Origin of the sequence: Marinobacter alexandrii (genome assembly GCF_005871205.1) — a bacterium.
Taxonomy (GTDB): Bacteria; Pseudomonadota; Gammaproteobacteria; order Pseudomonadales; family Oleiphilaceae; genus Marinobacter; species Marinobacter alexandrii.
The window spans coordinates 298281-322761 of record NZ_SWKM01000011.1 but is presented as its reverse complement, the minus strand read 5'-3'; the positions used below and the strand labels follow the sequence as shown (position 1 = coordinate 322761).

Sequence of the window (24481 nt, the reverse complement as noted above, 5' to 3'; positions counted from 1 at the left end):
CCTCAGGCAAAAGGCTTGCGCGCCATCAGGCGCTGGACCATGGGGCGAACCACCAGATCCATGGCCAGCGCCATTTTTGTGCCCGGAATCACCAGGGTGTCGTGGCGCGACAGGCTACTGTTGGCGATGACCTGCAGCAGATAGGGAAAATCCACCTCCGAGGGATCCCGGAACCGGATCACCAACATGCTCTCGTCTTCGGTCGGTACATCCCGGACCACAAACGGATTGGAGGTGTCGACCAGGGGAATGCGCTGGAAGTTGATGTGGGTGTGAGAGAATTGCGGCACGATGTCGTGGACGTAGTCGTCCATCCGGTTGATGATGGTCTCCACCACTGCGTCCTGGCTGTACCCGCGCTTGTTGGTGTCCCGGTGGATCTTCTGGATCCACTCCAGATTCACAATTGGCACCACCCCGATCAACAGATCGACGTACTGGGCGATGTTGTAAGTTTCGCTGACCACGCCACCGTGCAGGCCCTCGTAAAACAGCAAATCGGTGTCGGCAGGCAAGGGTCCCCAAGGCGTGAAGGTACCGGGCTTGTGGCCCGCCGCCATCAGTTCCCGATCCTCGTCGTGCACATACTGCCGGTAGCGGCCGTTGCCGGTGTGGCCGTAGTCGTAGAACAGTGCTTCCAGCTTATCGATATGGTTGGCCGCCAGGGCGAAGTGGTTGCGCTCGCCGAACTGGCCCTTGGCCGCCAGCCTGGCCATCTGTTCCCGGTTGTAGCGGTGAAAACTGTCACCGCTGACCATCGCGGCATTTAATTCCTCACTGGCGAACATCCGGCTGAATATCTGGCCGGTGGTGGTCGTGCCGGCGCCCGAGGAACCGGTAACCGCAATAATCGGGTGACGCTTGGACATACAGAAAGGGTCCGAAAATCAGATGAGACTGGTGAGCAATCGGGGTTTTTCCACCACGAAGCCCTGAGCGTAATCAACGCCCAGCTCAGTCAGCATATCGAGGATGTCGCGGGATTCAACCTGAGAGGCAATCACTTCCCGCTTCATGTAGTGAGCCATTTCAACCATGGACTTAACCATGGCGCGGTCGGTTTCACTGGTGCTGAGCTGGCTGGTAAACGAACCGTCGATCTTGATCAGATCCACCGGCAACGACCGCATGAACTGAAACGAGCTGGGACCGCTGCCGAAATTACCCAGGCAGAAGCGACACCCCAATTCCTTCATTTCCAGCATGAAGTCAGCAAAGGCCTCGACATCGTTGATGGCGGAGGCTTCCGTCAGCTCGAACCAGAGCCGCTCGATCGGCGCGTCTTTCTCACTCAGTTTTTCGTAGATGAACTCCAGTAGCGATTGGTCGTTCAGGGAGTGACCCGACAGGTTGATACAGATGCCGCCCATATGACGGGGATCCGGCGCCCGTTCGCGCAACCAGTCCAGCATGTGGCCGACCACCCAGCGATCCACCGCCTGCATCCGGTCATACCGTTCGGCCATCCGCACAAAATCACGGCCGGTGATCAGGTTGCCGGTGTCATCGTACATACTGATCAGCACCTCATACTGAGGCGCCATGGCAGCCTGGGCATGCAGCGGAATGATTTTCTGGCAGCGCAACAGCATACGCTCTTCGTTGAGATCGCTGAGCCCCGCCACCTTGGCGGCAATCTGTTCCTGCCGTGACTGGTCGTCCGGATCCAGAGCGTACTCGCTCACTTTGCCGTGACCGTCCTGTTTGGCCGCAGCCAGCGCCTGCTCGGAGGCCCGCAACCAACGCTCGGCACTAATAAGGCCCGGCAACTCCGGCACCACCCCGGCACTGGCCGACAGCCGGTAGGTCCTGCCATCAAACACAAACTCCGCCGCTTCCACCGATTTGATCAGATCGCGGGCGGTCTGCAGGGCGTGCTCAGCGGGAACCAGCAGGGCAAATTCGTTACCGGCGAGACGCGCCAGCGGCATGCCGTCTTCCACCGCACGACCAAGCAGTTCAGCAACCTGCTTAAGGGTTGCGTCCCCGGCCTGATAGCCGGCGGTATCGTTGAGCAGGCGAAACCGGCGCAGGTCCAGCCGAACCAGCGTGCGCTCGTCCTCACGGCGGGCCAGTTGCTGCTCCAGCATACGTTCGAATTCACGTCGCCCGAGCAGCCCGGTCAGTTCATCGTGGGTTGAGGCCCAGGACAACTGGTCGTAGACCTTGCGCACCATCCGATCGATACTTTCATCCACCAGCGGCCGTTCGTACTGGTTGTCCGGCACGATGATGCCCTTGCGCATGTGGCGGGCCAAGGCTTCAAGCTCCAGTTCCACCACCCGCATACCCTGATGGTTCACGAATACGAACCGGCTAAACCCGCGGGCAATCCACACCAGGCGGATGTACTGGGGCTCGTCGGGGTTATCCTGATCCCGAAGCCAATCGCCGGTCCGCAACTTCTGCGCCCGACTGATCCAGCGCTGCAGGCTACGTTGCTCGCGCTCCGACAACACCTTGTCGGTCTTCTGCTCGGGCTTCGCCGGCGGTACTTCAACCAGATCGGGCGCCTTTTCCGGGCTGCGCACCAGGAATTGCTTCAGCTCATCACGAATCTGCGACGACGGTAGGTGATTGCTGGAAATCGACGACAGGCCATCCTGAATCACCCTCAGTAATTCCGGCAGATTCAGGGTGTTGTCCGGATCCGCGGCAAACGACAGCAGCGAATCGATCACCGTCAGATAATCGTGCCAAAGCTGGCTGTCCGGACCCTGTCGGATCCAGGTCAGCGACAGCAGGTCGCGCCAACCGCCATCAAGCAGGCTTAGCACTGCCTTCGGCACCTTGCGACCGGCGAGCCTTTCATCCAGCACCTGGGCAACCGCCTGCTTGGACTCTGCCACCTTCTGGGCGCCTTCCGCAGCGGCAGCTACCCGCTCAACATTGCGCCGGTAAACCAGGTTCTGGCGGTCAATGAGGGAATCGAGTTCCTGAACTGTTTGTTCGAACACCCCAGTGTCCTGTTCGAATTCCGTCGCAATGCGCTGGATCAGTTCGTCAACCCGACGCTGTACCACGGGATTGATGCGACCACCTTTGGCCCCGAGCTGAGCCAGCCGGTTCATCACCCCCCGTACCGGGCTATCCATATCGTCAAAGAACGCCGGGTCCCGCATCACTACCTTGAGCACGGGTACTTCCAGCTGCCGGATACGCTCCTGGGCATATTCGCTCAGTTTCGGGCTTTCCACCACCGACCGGAAAAACCGATCAACAACATCCAGGGTGCCCTGCTGCTCCTCGTCCAGTTTGCTGTCGCCACTGGCCCGAACCTTCTCCACCACCCGTTCCTTGAGGGTAGTCTCGGCTGACGAGGCTTCTATGGCCGCCACCTGAAGCTGCTGAAGCTCCCGTTGCAGTTCGCCACTGGACAGCGGCCGGGCGTTAACCGGGAAAGGTACGGGTTCCGGGTCCCCGCGCGAGATTCGGCTGGCCGTCAGCGTGCTCAGCAGGTTGCGGACCGTGGCAAAGGCGGTTTGTGCCGCCTGGGCGTAACTGCGAAATTCACCGCCGCTGCGACTGCCCCGATAAGGAGCGGGTTTTGGCTTTGGCCGCTGGGCGCCTTTCTCGGCGCTCTTCTCGGCGCGCTGGGCCTCCTCCTGTTCCTGAGCGGCTGGCTTTGGCCCGGCCTTGGCGGCCGGCGCCGGCCCCGACTCTGCGGAGGTGGTGGCCTGATCGCTCAAGTATTTGCTCAGGTCCAGGTCAGGCAACACACCGTGACGAATCAGGATGTTGTTGAGCTCCTGGTACAGCGGCCCCAACTGCTGCAGCACGGTTTTTTCAAACACCTTCAGGCAGACTTTCTCGACCTCGCGGGACGCCTTCAGCTGACTCAGCCCGCTGTGGAAGGCTTCACAGACCAGGGACGGCCCCAGCGGATTGTGATGGCCAGTGCTGTTGGCAATGCCGAGTTTGTCGAGCCGCAATTTCAACTGCAGCAAGTCGCCGCGGAACTGAGTGTCGGCCTTGGTCACCATGACCCGAATGGTCAACCAGTCTTCGAACTCACCTTTATCCACCACCGACAGTTCCGAGCCGGGAAAGCCTTTCGGAGCCGGCTTCAACGGTGATTCAAGGGTACGTGCCATCTGGTGCCAGATGACCTTCTGACGCCCCTGAAGCTGGCCTGAGGCATCCATGAATTCGTTGGCCTGCTGGTCGTTAGGAGCTCGCTGGGCGGCTTGTTTCAGGCCCTCGACCATCTTGCCAAAACAGTCGTCCATCAAGGGTTCGATAAACTGGATTACGGCCTTGGCAGATTGGTGCAGGACATACTGGACCCGGTCATTGGGTGCCTTCAGCGAGGCGCGATCCTGATCCCGGGAGCCACCCCACTGCTGCAACATGGCGTCAACCGCCTCGGGCGCGGAGCGGGTGAAGTGAACGCCCATGGCGCCATCAATGCGCCTGACAATACTGACGTGTAACTCGTGGCGATTCCGACCGTCCAGACTCCGGAAACGCACCACCAGCTCGGCCGGATCACCGTCGGTCAGGGCATGATCGAGTTTGCGTGAGGTTTCGACTGAATAGCGAACAAACAGACCTTCGGCGCAGAAGTCCGCAATCTGGCATGGCCAGGCTTCGCCCCTGCCCAGGTCTATCTGGGCTGCCAGCTTGATGGGCTTACGAGGACTACTGCGACGTTCTCTCGGATCCATTAACTACCTGATCATTCGTAAAACCAGAACGAGAGAGCAATTGCTTCCGCCCCATCTGGCCTTCGTCCCTGGAAACGATGGCAATTGCCACCTGCTACTATGGGCACCATGTCTGTAATATACCGGCCTGGTCCTAACCGGCAACCGTTACCAATATAACATCTTGATCCATGAAACAGCTTAGTCAGATCTACTTCCTATTACTACTTATAGCCGGTGTTTCCGGTTGTTCCAGTATTGGCTATTACAGTCAGGCGGTATCCGGCCATGTTTCCCTGATGATGGCGGGCGAACCGGTGGACCAGTTGATTGCCCGTGATACCACTTCGGCGGCACTGAAAGCCAAGCTGAGAACCAGCCAACAGGCCCGGCGATTTGCCCGCGACACGCTGAGCCTGCCTTCTGGTGACGCCTACTCCGAGTATGTTGCGCTTGATCACCCCTGGGTCGTGGTCAACCTGGTCGCGGTACGGGAATTCTCGCTCGAACCCCACCGCTGGTGCTATCCGGTCCTCGGATGCCAAGCCTATCGGGGTTATTTCAGCCTGGACGACGCCCGGCGCGAACAGGCCAAGTTTGACGACGACCAGTACGACACCTTCATTGGCGGCGTCACCGCCTATTCGACCCTGGGCTGGTTCGACGACCCCCTGCATTCCGGTTTCACCAACCTGAGCAACGGCCGGATGGTGGCGCTGATATTCCATGAACTGGCGCATCAAGTGCTGTACATCAGTAATGACACCACCTTCAATGAAAGCTTTGCAACCGCAGTGGAGCTGGAAGGCCTGAAACTCTGGTCCCGGCAAAACGGCAATCCCAAGGTGTTCGAGCGTGCGCGGGAACGCTTGCAGCAACGGGAACAGACCCTGGCCCTGGTGAGGGCAACCACCCAAGAGCTAGGATTCCTGTACCAGCAGCAAGGGCAGATACCGGTGGCGGTCCTGCGCCAGCGCAAAAATGAATTGTTGAGCGAACTGGTACAGGCCTACCTGGACTTTTCCGAACAATGGCAGCAACCCGGTCCGTTCGGTGCCAATCCAACGAGCCTGAACAATGCCAACCTGGCCCTGTTCCGGCAGTACAACCAGTACGTGCCTGGCTTCCGCCAGCTCCTGCAGGAGCTGAATCACGATTTCCCTGCCTTTTATCAGGCAGCCGAGGCCTTGTCCGAGCGCCCGCGCAGCGAGCGTCACCAGATCCTTGAGGCGCTTTCAGAGCGGTTTGACGAAGACTTTTGATTTACGCTGGGCGTTGTAGGATGCCAGCTTGGGGCCCGGCAGCGCCTGTACAGACGAGACCTGAAAGCCCCGTTCCCGGAACCAGTGTTCGGTCTGAGTTGTTAGCACGAACAGGTTCTGGATACCCTGTGCCTTCGCCAGCTTTTCAACCATAGCCAGGATGTCGTCGCCGCGGCCGGCCCTGCGATAGGACGGGTTCACCGCGAAGCAGGAAAGCTCACCAGCCTGCTCGTCCGGATAGTTGTACAGGGCCGCGCACCCGACGATGGTTCCGTCCCGCTCCGCAACCACAAACTGATCGATCTCGGTTTCCAGCATTTCCCGGGACCGGCGTACCAGCACCCCCTGCTCTTCCAGTGGCTGGATCAGCTCCAGGATACCGCCGATGTCTTCAACCCGGGCCTGCCGGATCTGTTCGTAGTTATCGCCGCTGACCAGCGTGCCCGAGCCATCCCGGGTGAACATTTCTTCCAGTAGGGCACCGTCGTTAACATAGCTAATGATATGGGCACGCCGCACGCCTTTAACACAAGCGTCGCAGGCGGCCCGCAGCAGCGCCGCGTCGTGACCGGTTACGGCACCGGCGGCCAGTCGCTCGGAGGCCTGTCGGGCGGAGAGTTCACGGATCAGGCTGCCGTCTTCTTCCAGCAAACCCTCGTCGTCGATGAACACCAGCAGCTTTTCAGCCTGCAAGGCCGCCGCCACCTGGCTGCCAACGTCTTCGTAGGACAGGTTGAAGGCGTCGCCAGTGGGCGAATACCCCATAGGCGGCAGCAGCACGATATGCCCCAGCTCCAGCAGTTTCTCGATCCCGGCCACGTCCACCCGGCGGACCCGGCCGGTATAGCCGAAATCAATGCCGTCGAGCACGCCCACCGGGCGGGCCGCGACATAGTTGCCACTGCTGACCCGAATGCGGGCGTTGTGCATGGGGGAATTCACCAACCCCATGGACAGCTGGCTTTCCAGGAACGCGCGCAGACCACCAATGGCTTCCATCACCATCGGCAGTTGCTGCTGCGGGGTGATTCGCAAGCCCTGGGCGAACGAGGACTCGGCACCGGCGCCATCCAGGCGGGTCTGGATCTGTGGGCGGGCACCAAACGCCACCACCAATCGCACCCCGAGACTGCTCAACAGGGCGATGTCGTGGATGATGTTGATGAAGTTGCCGTGTTCAATGGCATCTCCGGGGATGGTCAACACCACCGTACGGCCGCGATGGGCGTTAATGTAGGGGGATGAGTGGCGGAATCCGTGCAGCCAGTCGTTCGATTTCAACCCGGTCTCCAAGTCAGTCGTTACAAGCGGTTTACAAGCAGAATTGTCTGATCAGACCCTTCAGGATCCGAATCGTCGGTTCCAACTGGGCCAGCTCAATGTACTCATCGGGCTGATGGGCCTGATCAATGGAGCCGGGGCCCATCACCAGGGTTTCCAGACCCAGTTTTTGGAGCCAGGGTGCCTCAGTAGCGAAGGCCACTGCGTGTGCGGTGTGGCCGGTCAGCTTTTCGCAGGCCTTGACCAGGGCGGCGTCGGCAGGCGTCTCAAAGGCCGGCACACCATCGAACAGCGGCTCGAACTCCATGGACAGCTCGCGGCGCTCGGCCACCGGCCGAACCTTGCTGAGAATGGCCTGACGCAGGCTGTCCATGTCCATGCCTGGCAGCGGCCGCAGATCGAAATGCAGCTCGCACTGGGCACAGATGCGGTTGGGGTTATCGCCACCGTGAATGCAGCCGAGATTCAGGGTTGGCACCTGAACCTCGAAGTTCGGGTTGCGGTACTGTTCCTGCCAGTGACTACGCAAAGTCAGCAGTTCAGACAGGGCTTCGTGCATCCCTTCCAGGGCATTGCGACCGAGCGCCGGGTTCGAGGAGTGGCCAGACTGGCCCTCGAATTTCAGGCGCTCCATCATGATGCCCTTATGCATGCGCACCGGCTTCAGACTGGTAGGCTCGCCAATGACCGCGTACCGGGCCTTGGGCTTACCGGCCTCGGCGAGCGCCCGGGCCCCATTCATCGAGCTTTCCTCGTCGGCGGTCGCCAGCAGAATCAGGGGCTCCTTCAAGGGCGCACCGGCGAACTCTCGGGCCGCCTCAATCGCCAGGGCGAAAAAACCTTTCATGTCACAGGTGCCGAGACCATACCAGCGGTCATCCCGCTCGGTCAGGGTGAACGGATCACTGGTCCAGCGCTGGTCGTCGTAGGGCACCGTGTCGGTGTGACCGGATAGCACCAACCCTCCTGGACCACTGCCCAGGGTGGCAATCAGGTTGAACTTGCCGGGCATGCCCGGCACTTCCAGGATTTCGACGGCAAAGCCCAGTGGCTCCAGCCACTCTGCCAGGATCCGAACCACCGCTTCGTTGCTGTGATCCCACTTGGCCGAGGCACTGCTTATCGAAGGCAGGGAGATCAAACGCGTCAACATGTCCTTGACGCCTGGCACCGACGCAACATTCACTTCAGACTGCGACATACACTCCCCTCGGACCCAATCCGGGTCACTGTTTGCGACCGCGACGCCACACCTCGAAACCGGTAATGGCACGCGCCAGCATTGGATACGCCACTTCACCGCCGGCCACGACCCGAGCGACTTCAAGCTCGCGCTCGCTGACACTGACCAGCCGACCTTCAACCACGTTGTCATTGGACAGGGTGACGCGAACCTGGCGCCCTATCCACTGACTGGCATTCTCAACCGAAGCAGCATACCACCCTTGCACCTCCGGATTCTCCTGCTGCTCCAAGGGCTCAATAGCGCCCGGACCAGGCTCTGCGACCACCGGCTCGGCCTCGCGCAGGAACACATCGGGCACCGTGGCGCCGTTGTACGCCACCATCCAGCCGGCACCCTCAAGCTCTTCGCCCACGGGCACAACCGGGATGCCGAAGGCGGGCGCCTGCGGCTGCACGGCCACCGTCATTTCACCGCCTTCCAGCAGCCATTGCCGATACAGCGCCAGCAGTTGCCGACTGGCGTTCAGGCCCCGGGCCTCGAGGCCCTGTTGAAAGGCGGTCAGAGTCTGGTCGGCCCAGGCCGATGGCTCCAGCCCCGCCTCACGGGCACAGTAGGCAGCTACCCGGCGCATCAAGCCACCATCCCGCAGGGTCACGGTCATCGCCTCAGTGGTGCTGTCGAGCACGCGCTCGGGGTCAATCACGTCAATACGGGCATCGGGCCATTCCAGCTCCAGGCTGCCGGTGCCCGCCGTGTTGAGCTCGGCATAGACACCGTCGGCGTGTTGCCGAATCAGGACTTCACCGCCCAGGGCGGTGATCCCCATACGCATCAGGTCGCCACTGCCCAACTGCTGACGGGGGTCCGGCGCGCAGGACAGGGTCATCAGTGTGGGCTCACCACTGCCGTTCTGGCCCTCGGCCGTAACCCAGTTGCGAAACATGGTAGCCTCAAGCACCAGCCCCAGTCCGTCGGCCCTTAGCATCCAGCTATCCGGCAATGTGCCCGGATCCATCAGGGCCGAAGCCAGATCCAGGGGCGATCCGGCATCGAACTCAAGGCGGCCAATTTCCAGGGGACGGGTCAACCGGAAGTCCTGCCAGCTGCTGCCGGACAACACCACCCGGCCGTCGACGCCCGAACTGATGGTACCGCGCTCGATCACGCCGTACGGCTCCAGAGCCGACCGGACCTCGCCCAGGCGCTGATCAGTCAACCACCAGACCCCGACCTTGAACACCACAAAGCCGCCCAGGCCGAGCACAACCAGCAGTTTCAGCAGGCGCTTCATCCACAGACTCCTCGTACCAGGCGTTTAATTGCGGGAAATCAGGGTACCGACACCCTCATCAGTAAAGATCTCCAACAAACAGGCGTGGGCCACGCGGCCGTCAATGATGTGCGAAGTCCGGACTCCATTCTCGACCGCGTTCAGGGCACAGCGAATCTTGGGCAGCATGCCGCCATGAATGGTGCCGTCTTCAATAAGATCATTGACCTGCTGGGCGGTCAGGCCGGTGAGCACCTTGTCTTCCTTGCTCTTGAGCCCGGACACGTTGGTGAGCAGGATCAGTTTCTCGGCCTTCATGGCCTCAGCAACCTTACCGGCCACCAGATCGGCGTTGATGTTGTAAGAGGCGCCATCCGGACCGACGCCGATGGGCGCGATTACCGGGATCACATTGCTGCGGGTGAGCATGTCGATCACGTCCACGTTGACACTGGCCACCTCGCCGACATGGCCAATATCGATGATTTCCGGGCGCTCCAGCTCCGGAGACCGATCCACCACTTCCAGCTTGCGGGCCCGGATCAGATTGGCGTCCTTACCGGTCAGGCCAACGGCGGTGCCACCCTGGGCGTTGATCAAGGAAACGATTTCCTTGTTCACCTGGCCGCCGAGCACCATTTCGACCACATCCATCGTCTCGGAATCGGTCACCCGCATACCGTTCACGAACCGCGACTTGATGTTCAGGCGCTCCAGCAGCTCGCCAATCTGGGGGCCGCCGCCGTGTACCACGATGGGATTGATCCCGACCAGTTTCATCAACACTACATCCCGGGCGAAGCTACTCTTGAGGTCTTCGTTCTCCATGGCGTTGCCGCCGTACTTGATCACCACGGTCTTACCGGTAAACCGCTGAATATATGGCAGACCCCGACTCAGAACCGAAGCCACCTGCATTGCTGTTTCACGATCCAACGCCATTTTGTTGCCTTCCAAATACGTGGTTAAGTACGTTCGATATAAAGCGGTCAAAACTCCGCTGCAATATCCGGGGCTGCCTTCTGCAACTGTTCCCGGAAGATACCTTTGATCCGCTCCAGGCCCTCATCGGTTTCCGCCTCGAAGCGCAGCACCAGAACCGGCGTAGTGTTAGACGCCCGGCACAGCCCCCAGCCATCGGCGTAATCCACGCGGATGCCGTCAATCGTGCTGATATTGCCGTCACCAAACTGTCCGTCCTGACCCAGCCGTTCAATAATCCCGAATTTGCTGCTCTCAGTCACTTCGACATTTAGCTCCGGCGTGCTGACATCCTCGGGGAAGTCGGCGAACACCTCGTCGCTGTGCCGGTCTTCGATACCGAGAATTTCCAGCAGGCGGGCTGCGGCATACAGGCCATCATCAAAGCCGTACCAGCGTTCGCCAAAGAAAATATGCCCACTCATTTCACCAGCCAACTGAGCACCGGTCTCTTTCATCTTGGCCTTCATCAGCGAGTGGCCGGTTTTCCACATGATCGGCCGACCGCCAGCTTCTGAAATGACTCCGGCCAGGCGCCGACTGCATTTGACGTCATAGAGCACATCGGCGCCCGGGTTACGCGAAACCACATCGCGGGCAAACAGCATCAGCAAACGATCCGGCCAGATGATCTTGCCGGTGTTGGTGACCACCCCCAGGCGATCACCGTCGCCATCGAACGCCAGGCCAATGTCGGCCTTCTCTTCTTTTACCCGAGCGATCAAGTCGGCCAGGTTTGCCGGCTTGCCCGGATCCGGGTGGTGATTCGGGAAATTGCCATCGACCTCGCAGTACAGGGGCACCACTTCACAGCCAAGCTCTTCGACCAGCATCGGTGCCAGCTCACCAGCGATGCCATTACCGGCATCCACCACCACCTTCAGCGGGGCTGCCACGGCTATATCGCCAACGATTCGATCCAGGTAGGCCCGACGGACGTCTTCCGACGACTGACCGCCCTGGCCACTGGCAAAATCGGCAGCCTGGGTTCGCTGGTACAGTTTCTGGATGGCATCCCCGGACAGGGTTTCGCCGCCCAGCATGATCTTCAGGCCATTGTAATTGGCCGGATTGTGGCTGCCGGTCACCATCACCCCGGAGCCGGTCTGAAGCTCGTGGGTGGCAAAATAAAGCACCGGCGTGGGCACAGCACCGACATGAATCACATCGCAACCGGTTGCCATGACACCACGGGCCAGAGCGTTAGCCAGTTCGGGGCTGGAATGGCGGCCGTCATAACCAATGCACAGGGCGCCAATACCACGTTTCACGGCTTCGGAACCAATGGCCCGACCAATCAGCTGGACCGCATCGGCGGACAGGGTATCGCCGACGATGCCGCGAATGTCATAGGCCCGGAAGATGTCGGGGGACAACGCCACCGTCGGCTCGGGAGTTTCTTTCACTTCCAGGCTATCGCCGCCCGGCAGCAGGTCGTCGCCGCCAAAACCGAGGACGTCCTCATCGCCGTCGAGCATGTCGATGTCGGGCATGTCCTTATCCTGAAACAGGGGCTCGTCGTCGCCGGCCGCCACCGGCTGCTTACTACCCGCCGATTTCTTCGGCCGCGCCATCTCCAGGGCCTTGGCCACGCGCTTATCCACCACTTGGGACAGCCGGGCAGAACCTCACCGGTGGACGCCACCATGTCCCATTGGAGCGACGGCAGCTTGACCCGGTCGCCTCCGAACACCTTGTGCGCCCATTGAATCAGGGCACTAACGTCCTGGCGAATACTCTGTTGCGCACGGCTGAGCAGAATCCATACAAGAATGGCGGCCAGCAGGATCGGTGCCCCGACCAGCATGGCGATCATCACGATGTCCACTGGCGCGGTCGGCGCCTTAGCCGGGGTGTAGGCAACCGACCAGTCGGGGTTGGCCAATGACCGGGTTTCTGCCGCTCCGGACCCGCTGCCCTGGCTGACAATCGCACGGGTGGTGCCGGCCACAGTCTGGGTCAGTTCCAGCTTGCCACCGAGGTCAGCGTTGACCACCTGCAACAGCGGCTGCAGGCGGGCAGCGTCAAAGATCACCAGCAGGCTGCCAATCACCGCATTGCTGACCGGATTGCGAACCGGCGTTGCCATCTGGACCAGCCAGCGGTTGTCCCGCGGAAATGCATCCGGGTGCAACGGCTGACCATTTTCCGCCCGCCGCAGCAGTTCAAGACCAGCGAATCCGAGCGCGCCCCGCTCGTTGGCGGTACGGGGAATCTGCCGGTACGGGAACAGATGCACCCCCTGAATGCCCGGCAATGCACTGGCCAGGCTCTCTTCGGTGGCCACGATACCGCCGGGTTCAGACACCGCGGCAATAACGTCCGGTCGATCGGCCAGACCATTTACACTGGCCTGCATCAGTGACAGATACTGATTCATTCGCAGCGCCGCCGACTCGGCCTCAATGGCCTTTTCGACATCAAACCGCTCGATTGCGGCTGGCTGGACCACCAGAAAATGTACCAGCACCGCAGCCAGAACCCCGGCCAGCACCACCACGAGTGCCTGAGTGGCGGCCACCGAATTCAGCTTTTTGAGCTTTGAGCCCGCGGCTGCCTTCTTGTTATTCTTGGCGGGCTTTTCATCACCGGAAGCGTCGCCGGTCTTTTTCTTACCCAGCTTCATAATCCATCCTGCTGTTGTATTTTTATCCTGAACTCGCACGTTGCGCTCAGTATAGACGCCGGTCTGGGGTTGTGCGTGGCTGGGCCGCGACTCAGCGCGTGCCGGTCGAACCGAAGCCGCCCTCACCGCGGTCACTGGCATCGAATTCGGACACCACCTCAAAATCCGCCTGAACGACCGGTACCAGAATCAGCTGGGCAATGCGCTCTCCCACCTCGATGGTGAACGTGGTTTGGCCACGGTTCCAGCAGGACACCATAAGCTCACCCTGGTAGTCGGAATCGATCAGTCCAACTAAATTGCCCAGCACGATGCCGTGCTTGTGGCCGAGCCCACTGCGCGGAAGAATCATCGCTGCCAGGGCCGGATCCCCGATATGAATGGACAGTCCGGTTTTGATCAACTGGGTCTGGCCCGGCTCAAGGGTGAGCGGCTGGTCGAGGCAGGCCCGGAGGTCCAGACCGGCAGAGCCGTCGGTGGCGTATTCCGGGAACGCAATCTGATTGCCAATGCGTTCATCGAGTATCCGCACTTGAAGTTTTTTCGTGGTCATGATCGTCCTGTTACTGAAAGGGGAAGCAGTTCGAGCTCAGCCCGCCGCCTGGTCAAGATGGTCGCCAATCAACGCTATCAGGCGATCGGCTATCTGTTGTTTGCTGTCCGGCCCGATGGAAGCCTGGCCATCCGGCCAGAACACCGTCACCGCGTTGTTGTCACTGTTAAAGCCGAGCCCCGGCACCGAGACGTCATTGGCAACAATCATCCGGAGTTTCTTCCGCTGCATCTTGTCTATGGCGTACCTAGCCACATCGGTGGTTTCGGCAGCAAAGCCCACGGTAAACGGGGCATCGGCCCGGGCGGCAATGGTAGCGAGGGTATCGGGGTTACGCACCAGCGGCAGCGCGATCTGCTCGCTGGTTTTCTTGATCTTGTCGGCCTCGCAGCTCTGTGGGCGGTAATCGGCCACCGCCGCACTGGCGATAAACAGGTCACAGCCAGCGTCCACCGCCTCGGAAGACGCCTGCAGCATGTCTGCAGCGGTCGTCACATTGCGCACCTCGACACCGGAAGGCGCCGGGATGGCAACCGGCCCGCTGATCAGCACCACCTCCGCACCGGCATCCCGGGCGGCCGCAGCCAGGGCGTAGCCCATCTTTCCGGAGCTGTGGTTGCTGATGTAGCGCACCGGGTCAATCGGCTCTCGAGTCGGCCCGGCGGTAATCACCACCCGCCTGCCCGCCAGGGCACCGGTGGACGGCTGACCGGCGACCAATCCGGCCAACACCAGCGGCTCCAGCATCCGACCCGGACCGGTATCGCCGCAGGCCTGCTCACCCTGGTCCGGCCCCCACAGCGTGATCTGCGGGTCGTCCTGCAGTAACCGGAGATTGCGCTGGGTGCGGTGATTGCCCCACATGGCCTGATTCATGGCCGGAGCAACGGCAATAGGCGCTTCGGTGGCGCAGCACAGGGTGGTCAGCAGGTCGTCGGCCATGCCATTGGCCAGGCGAGCGATAAAATCCGCCGAGGCCGGTGCGATAACCACCTGATCCGCCCATTTCGCCAGTTCGATGTGGCCCATGCCGGCCTCGGCTTCGGGATCCAGCAACGAGGTCCGAACCGGCTCGCCACTGAGGGCCTGGAAGGTCAGCGGAGTGACAAAGGCCTCGGCACCGCGAGTCATGACTACACGTACGCCGTGGCCGGCCTTTTTCAGCAGACGAACCAGTTCTGCGCTCTTGTAGGCAGCAATACCTCCGGTAATGCCCAGCAGAATTCGTTTGGCGGCCATAGGGGCTCCGTATCCTCGTAAAAAGAAAGGCTTATAAGATAGCACGCTCAGGCGCCACAGACAGCCTGCAAGCGAGGCCGGACGTTTACCGATTGTTACTTTTTAAAGTAACCTCTGTAATCTCGAATCAAAGCCGGCGCAGGACGCGTCCGGACCCACTAGAAACCTGCAAGGAAAGCACATGGATACCCCCTCCTGGCGCCCGGACGAGCGCCCCCGGGAACGGCTGCTCGCCCATGGCGCCGACAGCCTGTCGGATGCCGAACTACTGGCCATCTTCCTGCGCACCGGCACCACCGGCATGCCGGTGATGACCATGGCGCGCACTCTGATCAACCGGTTTGGCAGCCTGCGCGGCCTGATGACCGCCTCCCGCAGCCAATTCTGCGACACCAAGGGACTGGGTACCGCCAAATACGCCCAGGTCCAAGCCGCGATGGAAATGGCCCGACGGGTGATGGATGAACCGCTACGCCAGGGTGACCCGCTGCGCTCGCCAGAGGACACCCGGCGATTCCTGACCAGCCGGCTCGGCACCTACCCCCACGAAGTGTTCGCCGGACTGTTTCTCGACAACCGGCATCGGGTCATTCAGTACCGGGAGCTGTTCCGTGGCACCATCGACGGTGCCGCAGTGTACCCCCGCGAGGTAGTGCGCCAGGCTCTGGAGGACAATGCCGCCGCCGTTATCTTTGCCCACAACCACCCGTCCGGGGTGGCCGAACCCAGCGAGGCGGACGTAGCACTGACCCGGCGCTTGAAAGAAGCACTGACCCTGGTCGATATCAGGGTTCTTGACCATATGGTTGTTGGCCACGGTGAGGTAGTATCGCTGGCTGAACGGGGACTGATGTGATTGCCCGAACCATTGCGCCAGAAAACTGGCCAAATTCCCAACAATTTTTTGCGTTGGGGGGCGAGTTCTGGTATAAAAGCGTCCCTTTCTGGCGGCGTCTGGCGAGCAGCGTTCAGTTTAGAGGCGCGAAACAGGGGCGCAAGCGTTCCTTAGCAACCAGAGACGCATCAAAAACGAATTTGTACTATAGAGACCATTGCTCAGGTCGGAGGCAAGTATGTCCAGAGTTTGTCAGGTTACCGGTAAGCGTCCGGTATCCGGTAACAACGTTTCCCACGCGATGAACCACACTCGTCGTCGTTTTCTGCCGAATCTGCAGAACCACCGTTTCTGGGTTGAGTCCGAGAAGCGTTTCGTGAAGCTGCGCGTATCCACCAAGGGCATGCGCATCATCGACAAAAAAGGCATTGACGCTGTGCTGGCAGATCTTCGTGCCCGCGGCGAGAAATTTTAAGGAGCCGCATCATGCGCGAGAAAATCAAGCTGGTATCATCAGCAGGCACTGGTCACTTCTACACGACCAACAAGAACAAGCGTAACACCCCGGAAAAGATCGAGATCAAAAAGTATGATCCGGTTGTCCGTAAGCACGTTGCGTACAAGGAAGCCAAGATCAAGTAATCATTGATCCGGCATCCACAAAAAAACCCGGCCATGTGCCGGGTTTTTTTGTGCCTGAAAGCTGCTAGTCATTTATTAGAAAGTCTCCAGATAACCTTTTGGCAGCGCCACATCCATGGCAATAGGCAGGTGATCCGAAACCGGGTAACTGACCACTTCCGAGCGCCGGATCTCCAGCGACGGGCTCACCAGAATATGGTCCAGTGCCTTTTCCGGCCGCCAGCTCGGGAAGCTGTGCGCCGATTCAGGCAATGGAACCAGATCGGTTTCCTTTAACGGAGTCTGGGTCAGCAGCTCTTCGGCGTGATTGTTCATATCCCCCATCAGCACCACATGCTGGTAGTCGGCAATCAGCTCGCGAACGTAACCAAGCTGGCGCTGCTGCGCCGCCTTGCTGAGGGACAGGTGCATAAGCACCAATACCAGTGGATCGTCTTCAGAACCGTAGCGGGCAATGATGGCGCCGCGCCCTGGGATCAGCCCAGGCAGTTTGTGCTCGGTGACATCCAGGGGCCGGTAACGACTCAACAAGCCATTGCTGTGCTGGGCAATCTGCCCGAGATTGCGGTTAAGCTGCTGGTACCAGTAGGGAATACCCGCCGCTTCGGCTAAATACTGAACCTGATTAATGTAACCACTGCGCAGGCTCCCGCCGTCGCACTCCTGCAGCGCGACCACATCGTAATTACCGATCAGATGAGCAATACGGTCCAGGGTCTGGATCCGATTACGGTGAGGCAGGATGTGCTGCCAGCTGCGGGTCAGGTAGTGCCGATAGGATGAGGTGTTGATACCAACCTGGATATTGAAGGTCAGCAACCGGATGTGCCGGTGGGGCTCAAACTCCGGCACATGCTCAAAGCCCGAGCAATTACTGCGAGACGTATCAACCGCTTTCGCCATCCCGCTAAACTGCTTACGGATTCGCTTGTACATGATGCCAGCCCCACTCTGCTCCGGATGGTCCCCGCGACCCGAAGGCCGCGGACGGCCCCGTTACTCGGCTTCACGCTCCTTGGCGACCAGGTAGTCGACAACGTCCAAGACTGCCTCGTGACTGCCGGCCATGGAAGCGCTCACTTTGTATTTGCCATTTACCAGCATAGTTGGAACACCGGTGATGCGCGCCCCCCGAATTTTCGCCTGGGCTTGCTGCATCCGTGCGTTAACACCGAAGCTCTGGTAATTCTTCAGGAAAGCCTCGCCGTCGACACCGTGACCGGCCACAAAGTCTGCCAGAGCCTCCGGCGTGTTCAACTGACGGCGCTCGCCGGCCAGGGCATCAAACAGGGCATCATGAACCTTATTCAGCTCACCCATGGCATCCAGCGCATAGTAAGCGCGGGCGTGAGGCTCCCAGGAACGGCCGAGCGCGGCCGGCAGCATGACAAACTCGACATCGTCCGCCATGTCTTCTTCCCAGGCTTCTACCACTGGTTTGAAGTTGTAGCAGTGCGGGCAGCCATACCAGAACACCTCAGCCACTTCGATCTTGCCGTTGTCGGCCGTACGAACCGGCGTATCCAGCTCCTGATAGTGCGTTCCCTCTTCCCAGGTTTCGGCACTGGCCGGGACACCAAACGCAAACATCGCTGCCAGGAAAGTTGCCGCTCCAAGTGTTCTGATCATTAGACATCTCCGATATCGTGAAGTCGTAAGTGTGAGGGATTATGACCCAGCCAGCGGAGAAAGTTCCACAGACAGGACAAATCACCGGGTTACAGAGCCGTAAGTAATAAAAAACCCCGCCTGAGGCGGGGTCTTTGGAGTCTCGGCTAGATCTTAGCCAATCAGTGCAGGCCAGACACGTAGTTGGCAACCGCCTCAATTTCAGCGTCGGTCAGCTTGGCCGCCACGTCCATCATGATGGCCGCGTTGGAGCCAGTGGCCCGCTCACCGCCACGGTAAGCATTCAGCTGCTTGCTGATGTACTCGGCATTCTGGCCACTCAAACGCGGGTAGCCACCCGGCTCGTTGCCCTTGCCCTGTGGGCTGTGACAGCCGGCACAGGCCGGCACACCGGAAGCCATGTTACCGCCACGGTAAAGAGCCGCGCCCTGCTCAATCAGATCCGGGTTGGCCTGACTCAGGGGCATTTCCTGATTGTCGAAGTAAGCGGCCAGATCCTGCAGCTCCTGCTCGGACTTGCCGTCCAGGATACCAGTCATTTCAGCAATCATACGATCGCCGGACTGGATTGCCACCAGCTGATTGTAAAGGTACTTTTCACCCAGCCCGGACAGCTTGGGATAGCTGCCCATGATCGGCTTCTGGCCAGCCTGGCCATGACATCCGGCACATACCGCTGCGTTCTGTTCGCCCGCTTGAGGATCTCCTGCCCCGTGCGCCATCGCTGTGAGGCTTACACCGAGAACAACTCCTGCGATCAGTTTTTTCATGCTCGCTCCGCTTCTCTCATCTTAAAGGTATTCTTCGTTGTGCAGCCGGCAGGCACTGACCAATCAGGCGCAAAACCGGGACTGACAGCGGTCGCGCTCAGCGCGCCGCCCGGATTTGGTGTAGCATTATACATTAATCCCTGATAACTGAAATCCAAAGGAAAGCCAACCGCTGTGGACCTTGATCTGACCCCGAACCCCGTCTCTTTCAACAGTGCCCGCTTCCTGATCAGCGCCTCCCGGCTGGACGAATGCCCACCGGATTTTGGTGCCGAAGTGGCCTTCGCCGGCCGCTCCAACGCCGGCAAATCCAGCGCACTCAATGCGATCACCGCCCATGGCAAGCTGGCCCGAACCAGTAAAACACCGGGCCGCACCCGGTTGATCAACTTCTTCACCCTGAACCGCGAGGGCTGCCGCCTGGTGGACCTGCCCGGCTATGGCTATGCCAAGGTGTCCCGGGATATGAAGGACGACTGGCAAAAGCACCTCGGCCACTACCTGAACGACCGGCGCTGCCTACGCGGCCTGGTACTGGTGATGGATATCCGCCACCCGCTGACCGAATTCGACCAAATGATGGTGGAATGGTGTGAACATAACAACCTTCCGCTGATGATTCTGGCCACCAAGGCCGACAAACTGAAATTCGGCCAGGCCAAAACCGCCATGATGGGCATTGCCAAGGACCTGAAACCGTTCAGTTGCGTGCACCACCTGATCATGTTTTCAGCGACATCGAAAAGGGGTGTGGATGAGTGCCGGGAGGCACTGACGAACTGGCTGGAAGCACCGGCCGACGATTGAACGTCAGACCGCCAAGCAGACATTAGCCGCGTTAAGTTAAGTTAAAGAGTGCCGCCGCACTCGATCCGGTAGCCCAGATCAATACAGGTTTCGCCCTGGGGCTGGCCGGACAGTCGCGCCAGCAGTTCCCGGGCGGCCCGCTGCCCCACTGCTTCCCGCGGGGTAATAACGCTGGCAAGGCGCGGCACCATCACCTGCCCGACATCGTGACCGTGGAACCCGGCAATGGCGATGGCCTGTGGCACCGCAATGCCCTGGCGCTGACATTCGAAATAGGCACCGATGGCAACGTCGTCGTTGGTGCAGAAGATGGCATCCGTGTTGGGATTGTCCGCCAGGATGCGCTTTAACAGCGTGGCCCCGACGCTGAACGACGACCGCTGTTCGCTGCGCAGGGTCACCGGTGTCAAACCGGCTTCGGTCATGGCTCTGACATAGCCCTCCTGCCGCTGCAGGGTCCGGGCATCCAGGCGCACCGCCAGGTAGACGATGACGGTGCGGCCCCGGCGAATCATTTCCCGCACCATATCGTAGGCGGCCTGAACGTTATCGAAGCCGACAGCCTGCTCAAACGGCCGGGTGTGGGTGTCCATGATCTCGACCGTGGGCACGCCGGCAGTTTCCAGCATCCGGAAGGTTCGGTCGGTGTGCTGGCTCTCGGACAGGATCACACCATCGACGTTGTAGGACAGCAGCGATGCCAGGCTGCGCTCCTCAATCTCCGGGCTATAGCCGTAATGCGCCAGCATCAGATGATAGCCGGCCTGCTCGGTGACCGACTCAATCCCCTTGATGACGTCAGCGAATACCTGGTTGGTCAGCGAAGGCAGCAGCACGCCGACGGCGTGACTCTTGGATTTCGACAACAAGTCGGGTGCCCGGTTCGGGATGTAACCGAGCGCCTCGGCTTCGGCAAAGATGCGCTCCCGCATCTTCTCGGACACGTTGTCGCCGCCGCGCAGACAGCGACTGACTGTCATCTTGGTGGTGCCGACCCGGTCGGCAATGTCCTGCAACGTCGGACGCTTGTTCTTTCCCATGCATGATTCCTGCAACGACAGAGATGCGGCTAGAGGTGAAGCGAACAGGAGTCCGCGCTGGCACCGGCTTCAGCCCCTGGCATCTTCCCCGGTTGCGGTCAGCACCGCAAGGCACTGGCGCACCAGGCTCTCCGGACGATCGGTGACATCGAGGGTAATGGCGCCCTCGTCCGGCTCGGGTTCCTGCAATAACTGGAACTGACTCTCGAGCATGGCCTGACCATTGAAGTAATGGTCCTCACGCCGGGAAAGACGCGCCCAGATAGTCTGAAAATCGCCCCGGAGGTAGACGATGCGCAGCTGAGGATTTTCGGCCCGCAAGCGTTCGCGATAGGTCCGCTTCAGCGCCGAGCACGCCAAAACCAGACCGGAGTCCTGATTCTGGATCAACGATGCCAGGTCGGCCAGCCAGCCGGCCCGATCGTCATCGGTCAGCGGGATGCCACTGGCCATCTTCTCGACATTGGCCCGGCTGTGGTAACTGTCGGCATCGAAGAAGGGAACCGCCAGCGCCTGCGCCAACAGACTCCCGACCAGGCTCTTGCCGCAGCCCGATACGCCCATGACGACCAGTTTCGGTACGCTCGCCATCATTGCCACCACAGCGCCAGTTGCGGGAAGGCGATCAACAGCCCCAGCGCGACAATCTGAAGCACAATGAACGGCAACAGCGACTGGAAGATCTCACCCAGGGAGATGTCTTTCGGCGCCACCGTTTTCAGGTAGAACGCAGCCGGGCCGAATGGCGGCGACAGGAAGGACACCTGCATGTTCATGCAGAACACCACCCCGAACCAGATCGGGCTGTACCCCAGCTCGACAACAATCGGCACGAAAATCGGCATGGTCAGCAAGGCCACGCCGACCCAGTCCAGGAACATGCCCAGCACCAGCAGGATCAGCATCATGAACAGGATGGTTAGCAGCGCATCGCCGCCACTGACCGCGAACACCATGTCCCGGACAAAGTCGATGCCACCCATCAGGTTGTAGACGCCCACCAGTGCGGTCGCACCAATACCAATCCAGATGATCATGCCGCACACCCGCAGGGTGCTGATGGTTGCCTTGCGGATCATGTCCAGCGACAGCTCACCACGCACCCAGGTGCTGAGGGCAATACCAATCACACCCAGGGCCGAAGCCTCGGTCACCGAGGCGACGCCGCCGTAGATGCTACCGAGCACCACCACCACCGACAGGATGGGAAACAGCAGCGCCTTGAAGAAATTGGGGGCCGGCGTGTCCGGCTGGTCTTGGTCGGACGGCAACGGCGCCATTCCCGGCTTCAGCCAGACCCGGATCAGCACGTACCCCATGTACAGCAGGGCCAGCAGCAGCGCCGGTGCAAAGGCACCCTTGAACAGGTCACCGATGGAAACGTTGGCGGTCAGGCCATAGATGATCAGTACGATACTCGGGGGCAACATGGTGCCCAAAGCGCCGCCGGCACAGGTGGTACCAATGGCCAGCTTACGGTCGTAGCCCAGGCGCAGCATCTGGGGCAACGCCAGTATGCCCAACAGCACAGTTTCGCCGCCAATCACCCCGGACATGGAGGCCAGGATGACCGCCACTATCAATGTCTGAATGGCGACACCGCCACGCAGACGACGACCCAGGCGGGCCATGGCATCAAACAGATCACGGGCGATACCGGAATGATCCAGCAGCGACGCCATCAACACAAACATCGGCACCGCCAGGAACACGTAATTGCCAATAAAACTGTACAGCCGGCTGCTGACAATCGGCAGTGCGTCCGGGCCAAACCAGCCCAGCGCGAATAGCAGTGCCACCAGGCCGGTGGCAAACGCCAGCTGCATCCCTGTCAGCAACAACAGGATCAGCAAGCCCAGCATCAACAGGCTGCCGTAGCCAATGCCCATGGAAGCAAGTTCAAACATTGCGCTCTCCCTTGTCGTCCGAGGCCTGGCTGGGCTTGGTCTTGTTACGCAGGTCGCGAATCAGGTGCAGCAGGAATTGCAGCGTGAGAATCACCACGGCAACAAAGATGACGACCTTCAGCAACGCAGGGAACGGCGGATTCCAGGCCGAGCCGGAGGTCTCCAGCCGCCAGCCGCCCCAGGGCGCGACGACTGCCGACTGGGCCATGAACCAGCTGGCATACAGCAGCAGGCTGCTGAACAACAACCCCAGAAGATGATGCACAACCCGGAGCCAGCGCTGGACGGCCGGCGACATCGAGTCGTACACCAGCACAATGCGCACGTGCTTGTCCGTCGCCAGTGCATACAACCCACCCAGCACGAACAACGTGGCACCGGCAAAGGTGACGGTCTCGTGCACCCACAGGGTGGGTGAGTTGAACAGGTAGCGGCGGACAATTTCGTACAGGGACACCACAGCGATAAGGGCAAAGACCAGGCTCAGTTTTTTGCCCAGCCACACGATGGCGCGATCCAGTGGCGTAAAGCCAACATCCTCTGGGGGCTCCGGCACCAGATCACCTGGCGCCTGCCCTGTTGGTTCATGTTCAGCAGACATTAGAAACTCCGGACTCCGGCCCCTGAATGCGGGGCCGGAGGGTATCGGTAGGGGACGGAATCAGATCAGAGCAGGCCTTGCGACTCGAGGTAGGTGGTCACTGACTTGTAGACCTTCTCGGCGTTGGGGGACTGCTCGGCGTAGGCCTTCCACTGATCGCGGGCGATGGTGCGGAACTTCCGGCGCTCCTCGGCTGACCAGTCGTGGACGGTGATCTCCGGGTTGGCGCGTGCTTCCATGACCGCAGTCTTGTCCGCCATCGCCAGCTGGGTGCTGATGTCCTGGGCGAAATCCCTTGCCGACACCGTCATGATGGTCTGGATGTCTTCCGGCAACTTTTCCCAGGCCTTGAGACCCATTGCGATCTCGATCAGCGGCAGGGAGTGGAAACCCGGGTACACCGGATGCGCGGCAATTTCGTGCAGCCCGGCGTGGTGGTTGGTGGAGAACACCGTGTAGTCGGCGGCGTCGATCACACCCTTGCCCAGTGCGGTGTAGACCTCAGAGCCCGGCAGATTGACCGGTGCCGCACCGGCAGCGGCGAACACTGACTGCACCAGGCCCTCAGGGGCGCGCATCTTCAGACCCTTGAGGTCTTCAACGCTGTTCAGCGGCTTCTTGGAGACGAACGACTCCAGGCCGGTACCACCACCGCCAACAAACTTCACACCGTACGGACGGTAGAGTTCATTCATCAGCTCGTAGCCGCCGCCATGGTTGATGTAGTCAATGAGCTGGTCAGGGCTGGACCAGGCACCCACGGTATTACCGATCAGGCCAAAGGCCGGATCCTGGCCGGAGAAGTAACCGGTGACTGAGATATGGCCATCGAGCACGCCCATTTTCATGGCACCGAGGGTTTCGGTGTGACTGACCACACTGCCAACCGGCAGCAGATCAATGCTGACCCGTCCGCCTGACATTTTTTCCACCCGGTCAGCCCACTCCTGCTGGATCTCAAAGTTCTTGACGCCGGACGGGTCTGACGACTGGAACTTGAAGTTAAAGTCGGCGGCAGCGGCGTGAAGCGCGAAAGTGGCCGAAATCAGGCCAGCGGCAAGTCTTTTGGTAAACATACGTGGGGCTCCTGGTTGTTTTTGTATCGGCAAATGTTACCGGTAACATTTGCGAGTCTAGTCAAAACAAAAAGTGCTGACAAGCGTTGGCAGGAATTGGAATCGGGGAAAATGGATAAAAAAAAACCGG

21 protein-coding genes and 1 pseudogene are annotated in these 24481 nt (G+C 60.3%); 5 read left to right on the top strand and 17 right to left on the bottom strand.

From position 1 onward, the window contains the following. Positions 1 to 2: 2 nt before the first annotated feature. Positions 3 to 869: a phosphoribulokinase gene (locus tag FCS96_RS01655; RefSeq protein ID WP_138438501.1), complete on the bottom strand. Its 867-nt coding sequence runs from the start codon at positions 867 to 869 to the stop codon at positions 3 to 5. Between the two features lie 18 nt (positions 870 to 887). Beyond that, positions 888 to 4667, bottom strand: coding sequence for a DUF1631 family protein (locus FCS96_RS01650; RefSeq protein ID WP_138438500.1), 3780 nt, complete (start codon positions 4665 to 4667; stop codon positions 888 to 890). A 170-nt stretch (positions 4668 to 4837) separates the two neighbouring features. Between FCS96_RS01650 and FCS96_RS01645 the strand changes: the two genes are divergently transcribed. Beyond that, positions 4838 to 5908, top strand: coding sequence for an aminopeptidase (locus tag FCS96_RS01645; protein ID WP_138438499.1), 1071 nt, complete (start codon positions 4838 to 4840; stop codon positions 5906 to 5908). Here the strand turns inward: FCS96_RS01645 and argA are convergent. The 7 genes and pseudogenes from argA to coaBC form a co-directional block, all read right to left on the bottom strand. After that, positions 5882 to 7189: an amino-acid N-acetyltransferase gene (argA, locus tag FCS96_RS01640; RefSeq protein WP_138438498.1), complete on the bottom strand. Its 1308-nt coding sequence runs from the start codon at positions 7187 to 7189 to the stop codon at positions 5882 to 5884. The genes FCS96_RS01645 and argA overlap by 27 nt on opposite strands. A 31-nt stretch (positions 7190 to 7220) precedes the next feature. Next, the gene (argE, locus tag FCS96_RS01635) at positions 7221 to 8390 is read right to left on the bottom strand and encodes an acetylornithine deacetylase (RefSeq protein WP_138438497.1); all 1170 of its coding nucleotides are present in this window, start codon (positions 8388 to 8390) and stop codon (positions 7221 to 7223) included. Positions 8391 to 8415: 25 nt separating this feature from the next. Continuing rightward, complete coding sequence (locus FCS96_RS01630; RefSeq protein WP_138438496.1) at positions 8416 to 9666, bottom strand: acetylornithine deacetylase; 1251 nt, start codon at positions 9664 to 9666, stop codon at positions 8416 to 8418. A 24-nt stretch (positions 9667 to 9690) separates the two neighbouring features. Next, positions 9691 to 10587 carry an acetylglutamate kinase gene (argB, locus tag FCS96_RS01625; RefSeq protein ID WP_138438495.1) on the bottom strand — a complete coding sequence of 299 codons (897 nt, stop codon included), beginning with the start codon at positions 10585 to 10587 and terminating at the stop codon, positions 9691 to 9693. Between the two features lie 47 nt (positions 10588 to 10634). After that, positions 10635 to 13252: pseudogene (locus tag FCS96_RS20300) on the bottom strand (phosphomannomutase/phosphoglucomutase). 91 nt (positions 13253 to 13343) lie between these two features. Beyond that, positions 13344 to 13805, bottom strand: coding sequence for a dUTP diphosphatase (gene dut, locus FCS96_RS01615; protein ID WP_138438494.1), 462 nt, complete (start codon positions 13803 to 13805; stop codon positions 13344 to 13346). A gap of 36 nt (positions 13806 to 13841) precedes the next feature. Next, a complete protein-coding gene (gene coaBC / locus FCS96_RS01610) occupies positions 13842 to 15044 on the bottom strand; it encodes a bifunctional phosphopantothenoylcysteine decarboxylase/phosphopantothenate--cysteine ligase CoaBC (RefSeq protein WP_138438493.1) in 1203 nt (400 codons plus the stop codon). 181 nt (positions 15045 to 15225) lie between these two features. On the opposite strand from coaBC, the gene radC reads away from it, so the two are divergent. From radC to rpmG, 3 genes are all read left to right on the top strand, one after another. Continuing rightward, positions 15226 to 15900, top strand: a complete 675-nt coding sequence (gene radC, locus FCS96_RS01605) for a RadC family protein (protein WP_138438492.1) — start codon at positions 15226 to 15228, stop codon at positions 15898 to 15900. 217 nt (positions 15901 to 16117) lie between these two features. Then, complete coding sequence (gene rpmB, locus FCS96_RS01600; protein WP_008173462.1) at positions 16118 to 16354, top strand: 50S ribosomal protein L28; 237 nt, start codon at positions 16118 to 16120, stop codon at positions 16352 to 16354. 11 nt (positions 16355 to 16365) lie between these two features. Further along, the gene (gene rpmG / locus FCS96_RS01595) at positions 16366 to 16521 is read left to right on the top strand and encodes a 50S ribosomal protein L33 (protein WP_007153739.1); all 156 of its coding nucleotides are present in this window, start codon (positions 16366 to 16368) and stop codon (positions 16519 to 16521) included. 75 nt (positions 16522 to 16596) lie between these two features. On the opposite strand, the gene FCS96_RS01590 is transcribed toward rpmG, so the two are convergent. The 3 genes from FCS96_RS01590 to FCS96_RS01580 form a co-directional block, all read right to left on the bottom strand. Continuing rightward, positions 16597 to 17457 carry an endonuclease/exonuclease/phosphatase family protein gene (locus FCS96_RS01590; RefSeq protein WP_138438491.1) on the bottom strand — a complete coding sequence of 287 codons (861 nt, stop codon included), beginning with the start codon at positions 17455 to 17457 and terminating at the stop codon, positions 16597 to 16599. Between the two features lie 60 nt (positions 17458 to 17517). Continuing rightward, entirely contained in the window at positions 17518 to 18150 is a 633-nt protein-coding gene (locus FCS96_RS01585; protein WP_138438490.1) for a thiol:disulfide interchange protein DsbA/DsbL, read from the bottom strand. Positions 18151 to 18311: 161 nt separating this feature from the next. Beyond that, positions 18312 to 18920: a c-type cytochrome gene (locus FCS96_RS01580; RefSeq protein WP_138438489.1), complete on the bottom strand. Its 609-nt coding sequence runs from the start codon at positions 18918 to 18920 to the stop codon at positions 18312 to 18314. 174 nt (positions 18921 to 19094) lie between these two features. On the opposite strand from FCS96_RS01580, the gene yihA reads away from it, so the two are divergent. Continuing rightward, entirely contained in the window at positions 19095 to 19727 is a 633-nt protein-coding gene (gene yihA, locus FCS96_RS01575; RefSeq protein WP_138438488.1) for a ribosome biogenesis GTP-binding protein YihA/YsxC, read from the top strand. A 41-nt stretch (positions 19728 to 19768) separates the two neighbouring features. Here the strand turns inward: yihA and FCS96_RS01570 are convergent, their stop codons facing one another. The 5 genes from FCS96_RS01570 to FCS96_RS01550 form a co-directional block, all read right to left on the bottom strand. After that, complete coding sequence (locus FCS96_RS01570; RefSeq protein WP_138438487.1) at positions 19769 to 20767, bottom strand: substrate-binding domain-containing protein; 999 nt, start codon at positions 20765 to 20767, stop codon at positions 19769 to 19771. Between the two features lie 69 nt (positions 20768 to 20836). Further along, positions 20837 to 21361 carry a gluconokinase gene (locus FCS96_RS01565; RefSeq protein WP_228264001.1) on the bottom strand — a complete coding sequence of 175 codons (525 nt, stop codon included), beginning with the start codon at positions 21359 to 21361 and terminating at the stop codon, positions 20837 to 20839. Further along, a complete protein-coding gene (locus tag FCS96_RS01560) occupies positions 21358 to 22674 on the bottom strand; it encodes a TRAP transporter large permease (protein ID WP_138438486.1) in 1317 nt (438 codons plus the stop codon). Before FCS96_RS01560 ends, FCS96_RS01565 begins: the two co-directional genes overlap by 4 nt. Next, the gene (locus tag FCS96_RS01555; protein WP_138438485.1) at positions 22667 to 23275 is read right to left on the bottom strand and encodes a TRAP transporter small permease subunit; all 609 of its coding nucleotides are present in this window, start codon (positions 23273 to 23275) and stop codon (positions 22667 to 22669) included. Before FCS96_RS01555 ends, FCS96_RS01560 begins: the two co-directional genes overlap by 8 nt. A gap of 65 nt (positions 23276 to 23340) precedes the next feature. After that, positions 23341 to 24351, bottom strand: a complete 1011-nt coding sequence (locus FCS96_RS01550) for a TRAP transporter substrate-binding protein (RefSeq protein WP_138438484.1) — start codon at positions 24349 to 24351, stop codon at positions 23341 to 23343. Positions 24352 to 24481: the final 130 nt, after the last annotated feature.

Coding starts and splice junctions, on each gene's coding strand:
- radC (WP_138438492.1), top strand. CDS start 15,226: ATGGATACCCCCTCCTGGCGCCCGGACGAGCGCCCCCGGGAACGGCTG.
- FCS96_RS01585 (WP_138438490.1), bottom strand. CDS start 18,150: ATGATCAGAACACTTGGAGCGGCAACTTTCCTGGCAGCGATGTTTGCG.
- FCS96_RS01555 (WP_138438485.1), bottom strand. CDS start 23,275: ATGTCTGCTGAACATGAACCAACAGGGCAGGCGCCAGGTGATCTGGTG.
- dut (WP_138438494.1), bottom strand. CDS start 13,805: ATGACCACGAAAAAACTTCAAGTGCGGATACTCGATGAACGCATTGGC.
- FCS96_RS01645 (WP_138438499.1), top strand. CDS start 4,838: ATGAAACAGCTTAGTCAGATCTACTTCCTATTACTACTTATAGCCGGT.
- FCS96_RS01590 (WP_138438491.1), bottom strand. CDS start 17,457: ATGTACAAGCGAATCCGTAAGCAGTTTAGCGGGATGGCGAAAGCGGTT.
- FCS96_RS01650 (WP_138438500.1), bottom strand. CDS start 4,667: ATGGATCCGAGAGAACGTCGCAGTAGTCCTCGTAAGCCCATCAAGCTG.
- FCS96_RS01630 (WP_138438496.1), bottom strand. CDS start 9,666: ATGAAGCGCCTGCTGAAACTGCTGGTTGTGCTCGGCCTGGGCGGCTTT.
- FCS96_RS01655 (WP_138438501.1), bottom strand. CDS start 869: ATGTCCAAGCGTCACCCGATTATTGCGGTTACCGGTTCCTCGGGCGCC.
- rpmG (WP_007153739.1), top strand. CDS start 16,366: ATGCGCGAGAAAATCAAGCTGGTATCATCAGCAGGCACTGGTCACTTC.
- FCS96_RS01550 (WP_138438484.1), bottom strand. CDS start 24,351: ATGTTTACCAAAAGACTTGCCGCTGGCCTGATTTCGGCCACTTTCGCG.
- FCS96_RS01560 (WP_138438486.1), bottom strand. CDS start 22,674: ATGTTTGAACTTGCTTCCATGGGCATTGGCTACGGCAGCCTGTTGATG.
- argE (WP_138438497.1), bottom strand. CDS start 8,390: ATGTCGCAGTCTGAAGTGAATGTTGCGTCGGTGCCAGGCGTCAAGGAC.
- argB (WP_138438495.1), bottom strand. CDS start 10,587: ATGGCGTTGGATCGTGAAACAGCAATGCAGGTGGCTTCGGTTCTGAGT.
- FCS96_RS01570 (WP_138438487.1), bottom strand. CDS start 20,767: ATGGGAAAGAACAAGCGTCCGACGTTGCAGGACATTGCCGACCGGGTC.
- rpmB (WP_008173462.1), top strand. CDS start 16,118: ATGTCCAGAGTTTGTCAGGTTACCGGTAAGCGTCCGGTATCCGGTAAC.
- FCS96_RS01580 (WP_138438489.1), bottom strand. CDS start 18,920: ATGAAAAAACTGATCGCAGGAGTTGTTCTCGGTGTAAGCCTCACAGCG.
- coaBC (WP_138438493.1), bottom strand. CDS start 15,044: ATGGCCGCCAAACGAATTCTGCTGGGCATTACCGGAGGTATTGCTGCC.
- FCS96_RS01565 (WP_228264001.1), bottom strand. CDS start 21,361: ATGATGGCGAGCGTACCGAAACTGGTCGTCATGGGCGTATCGGGCTGC.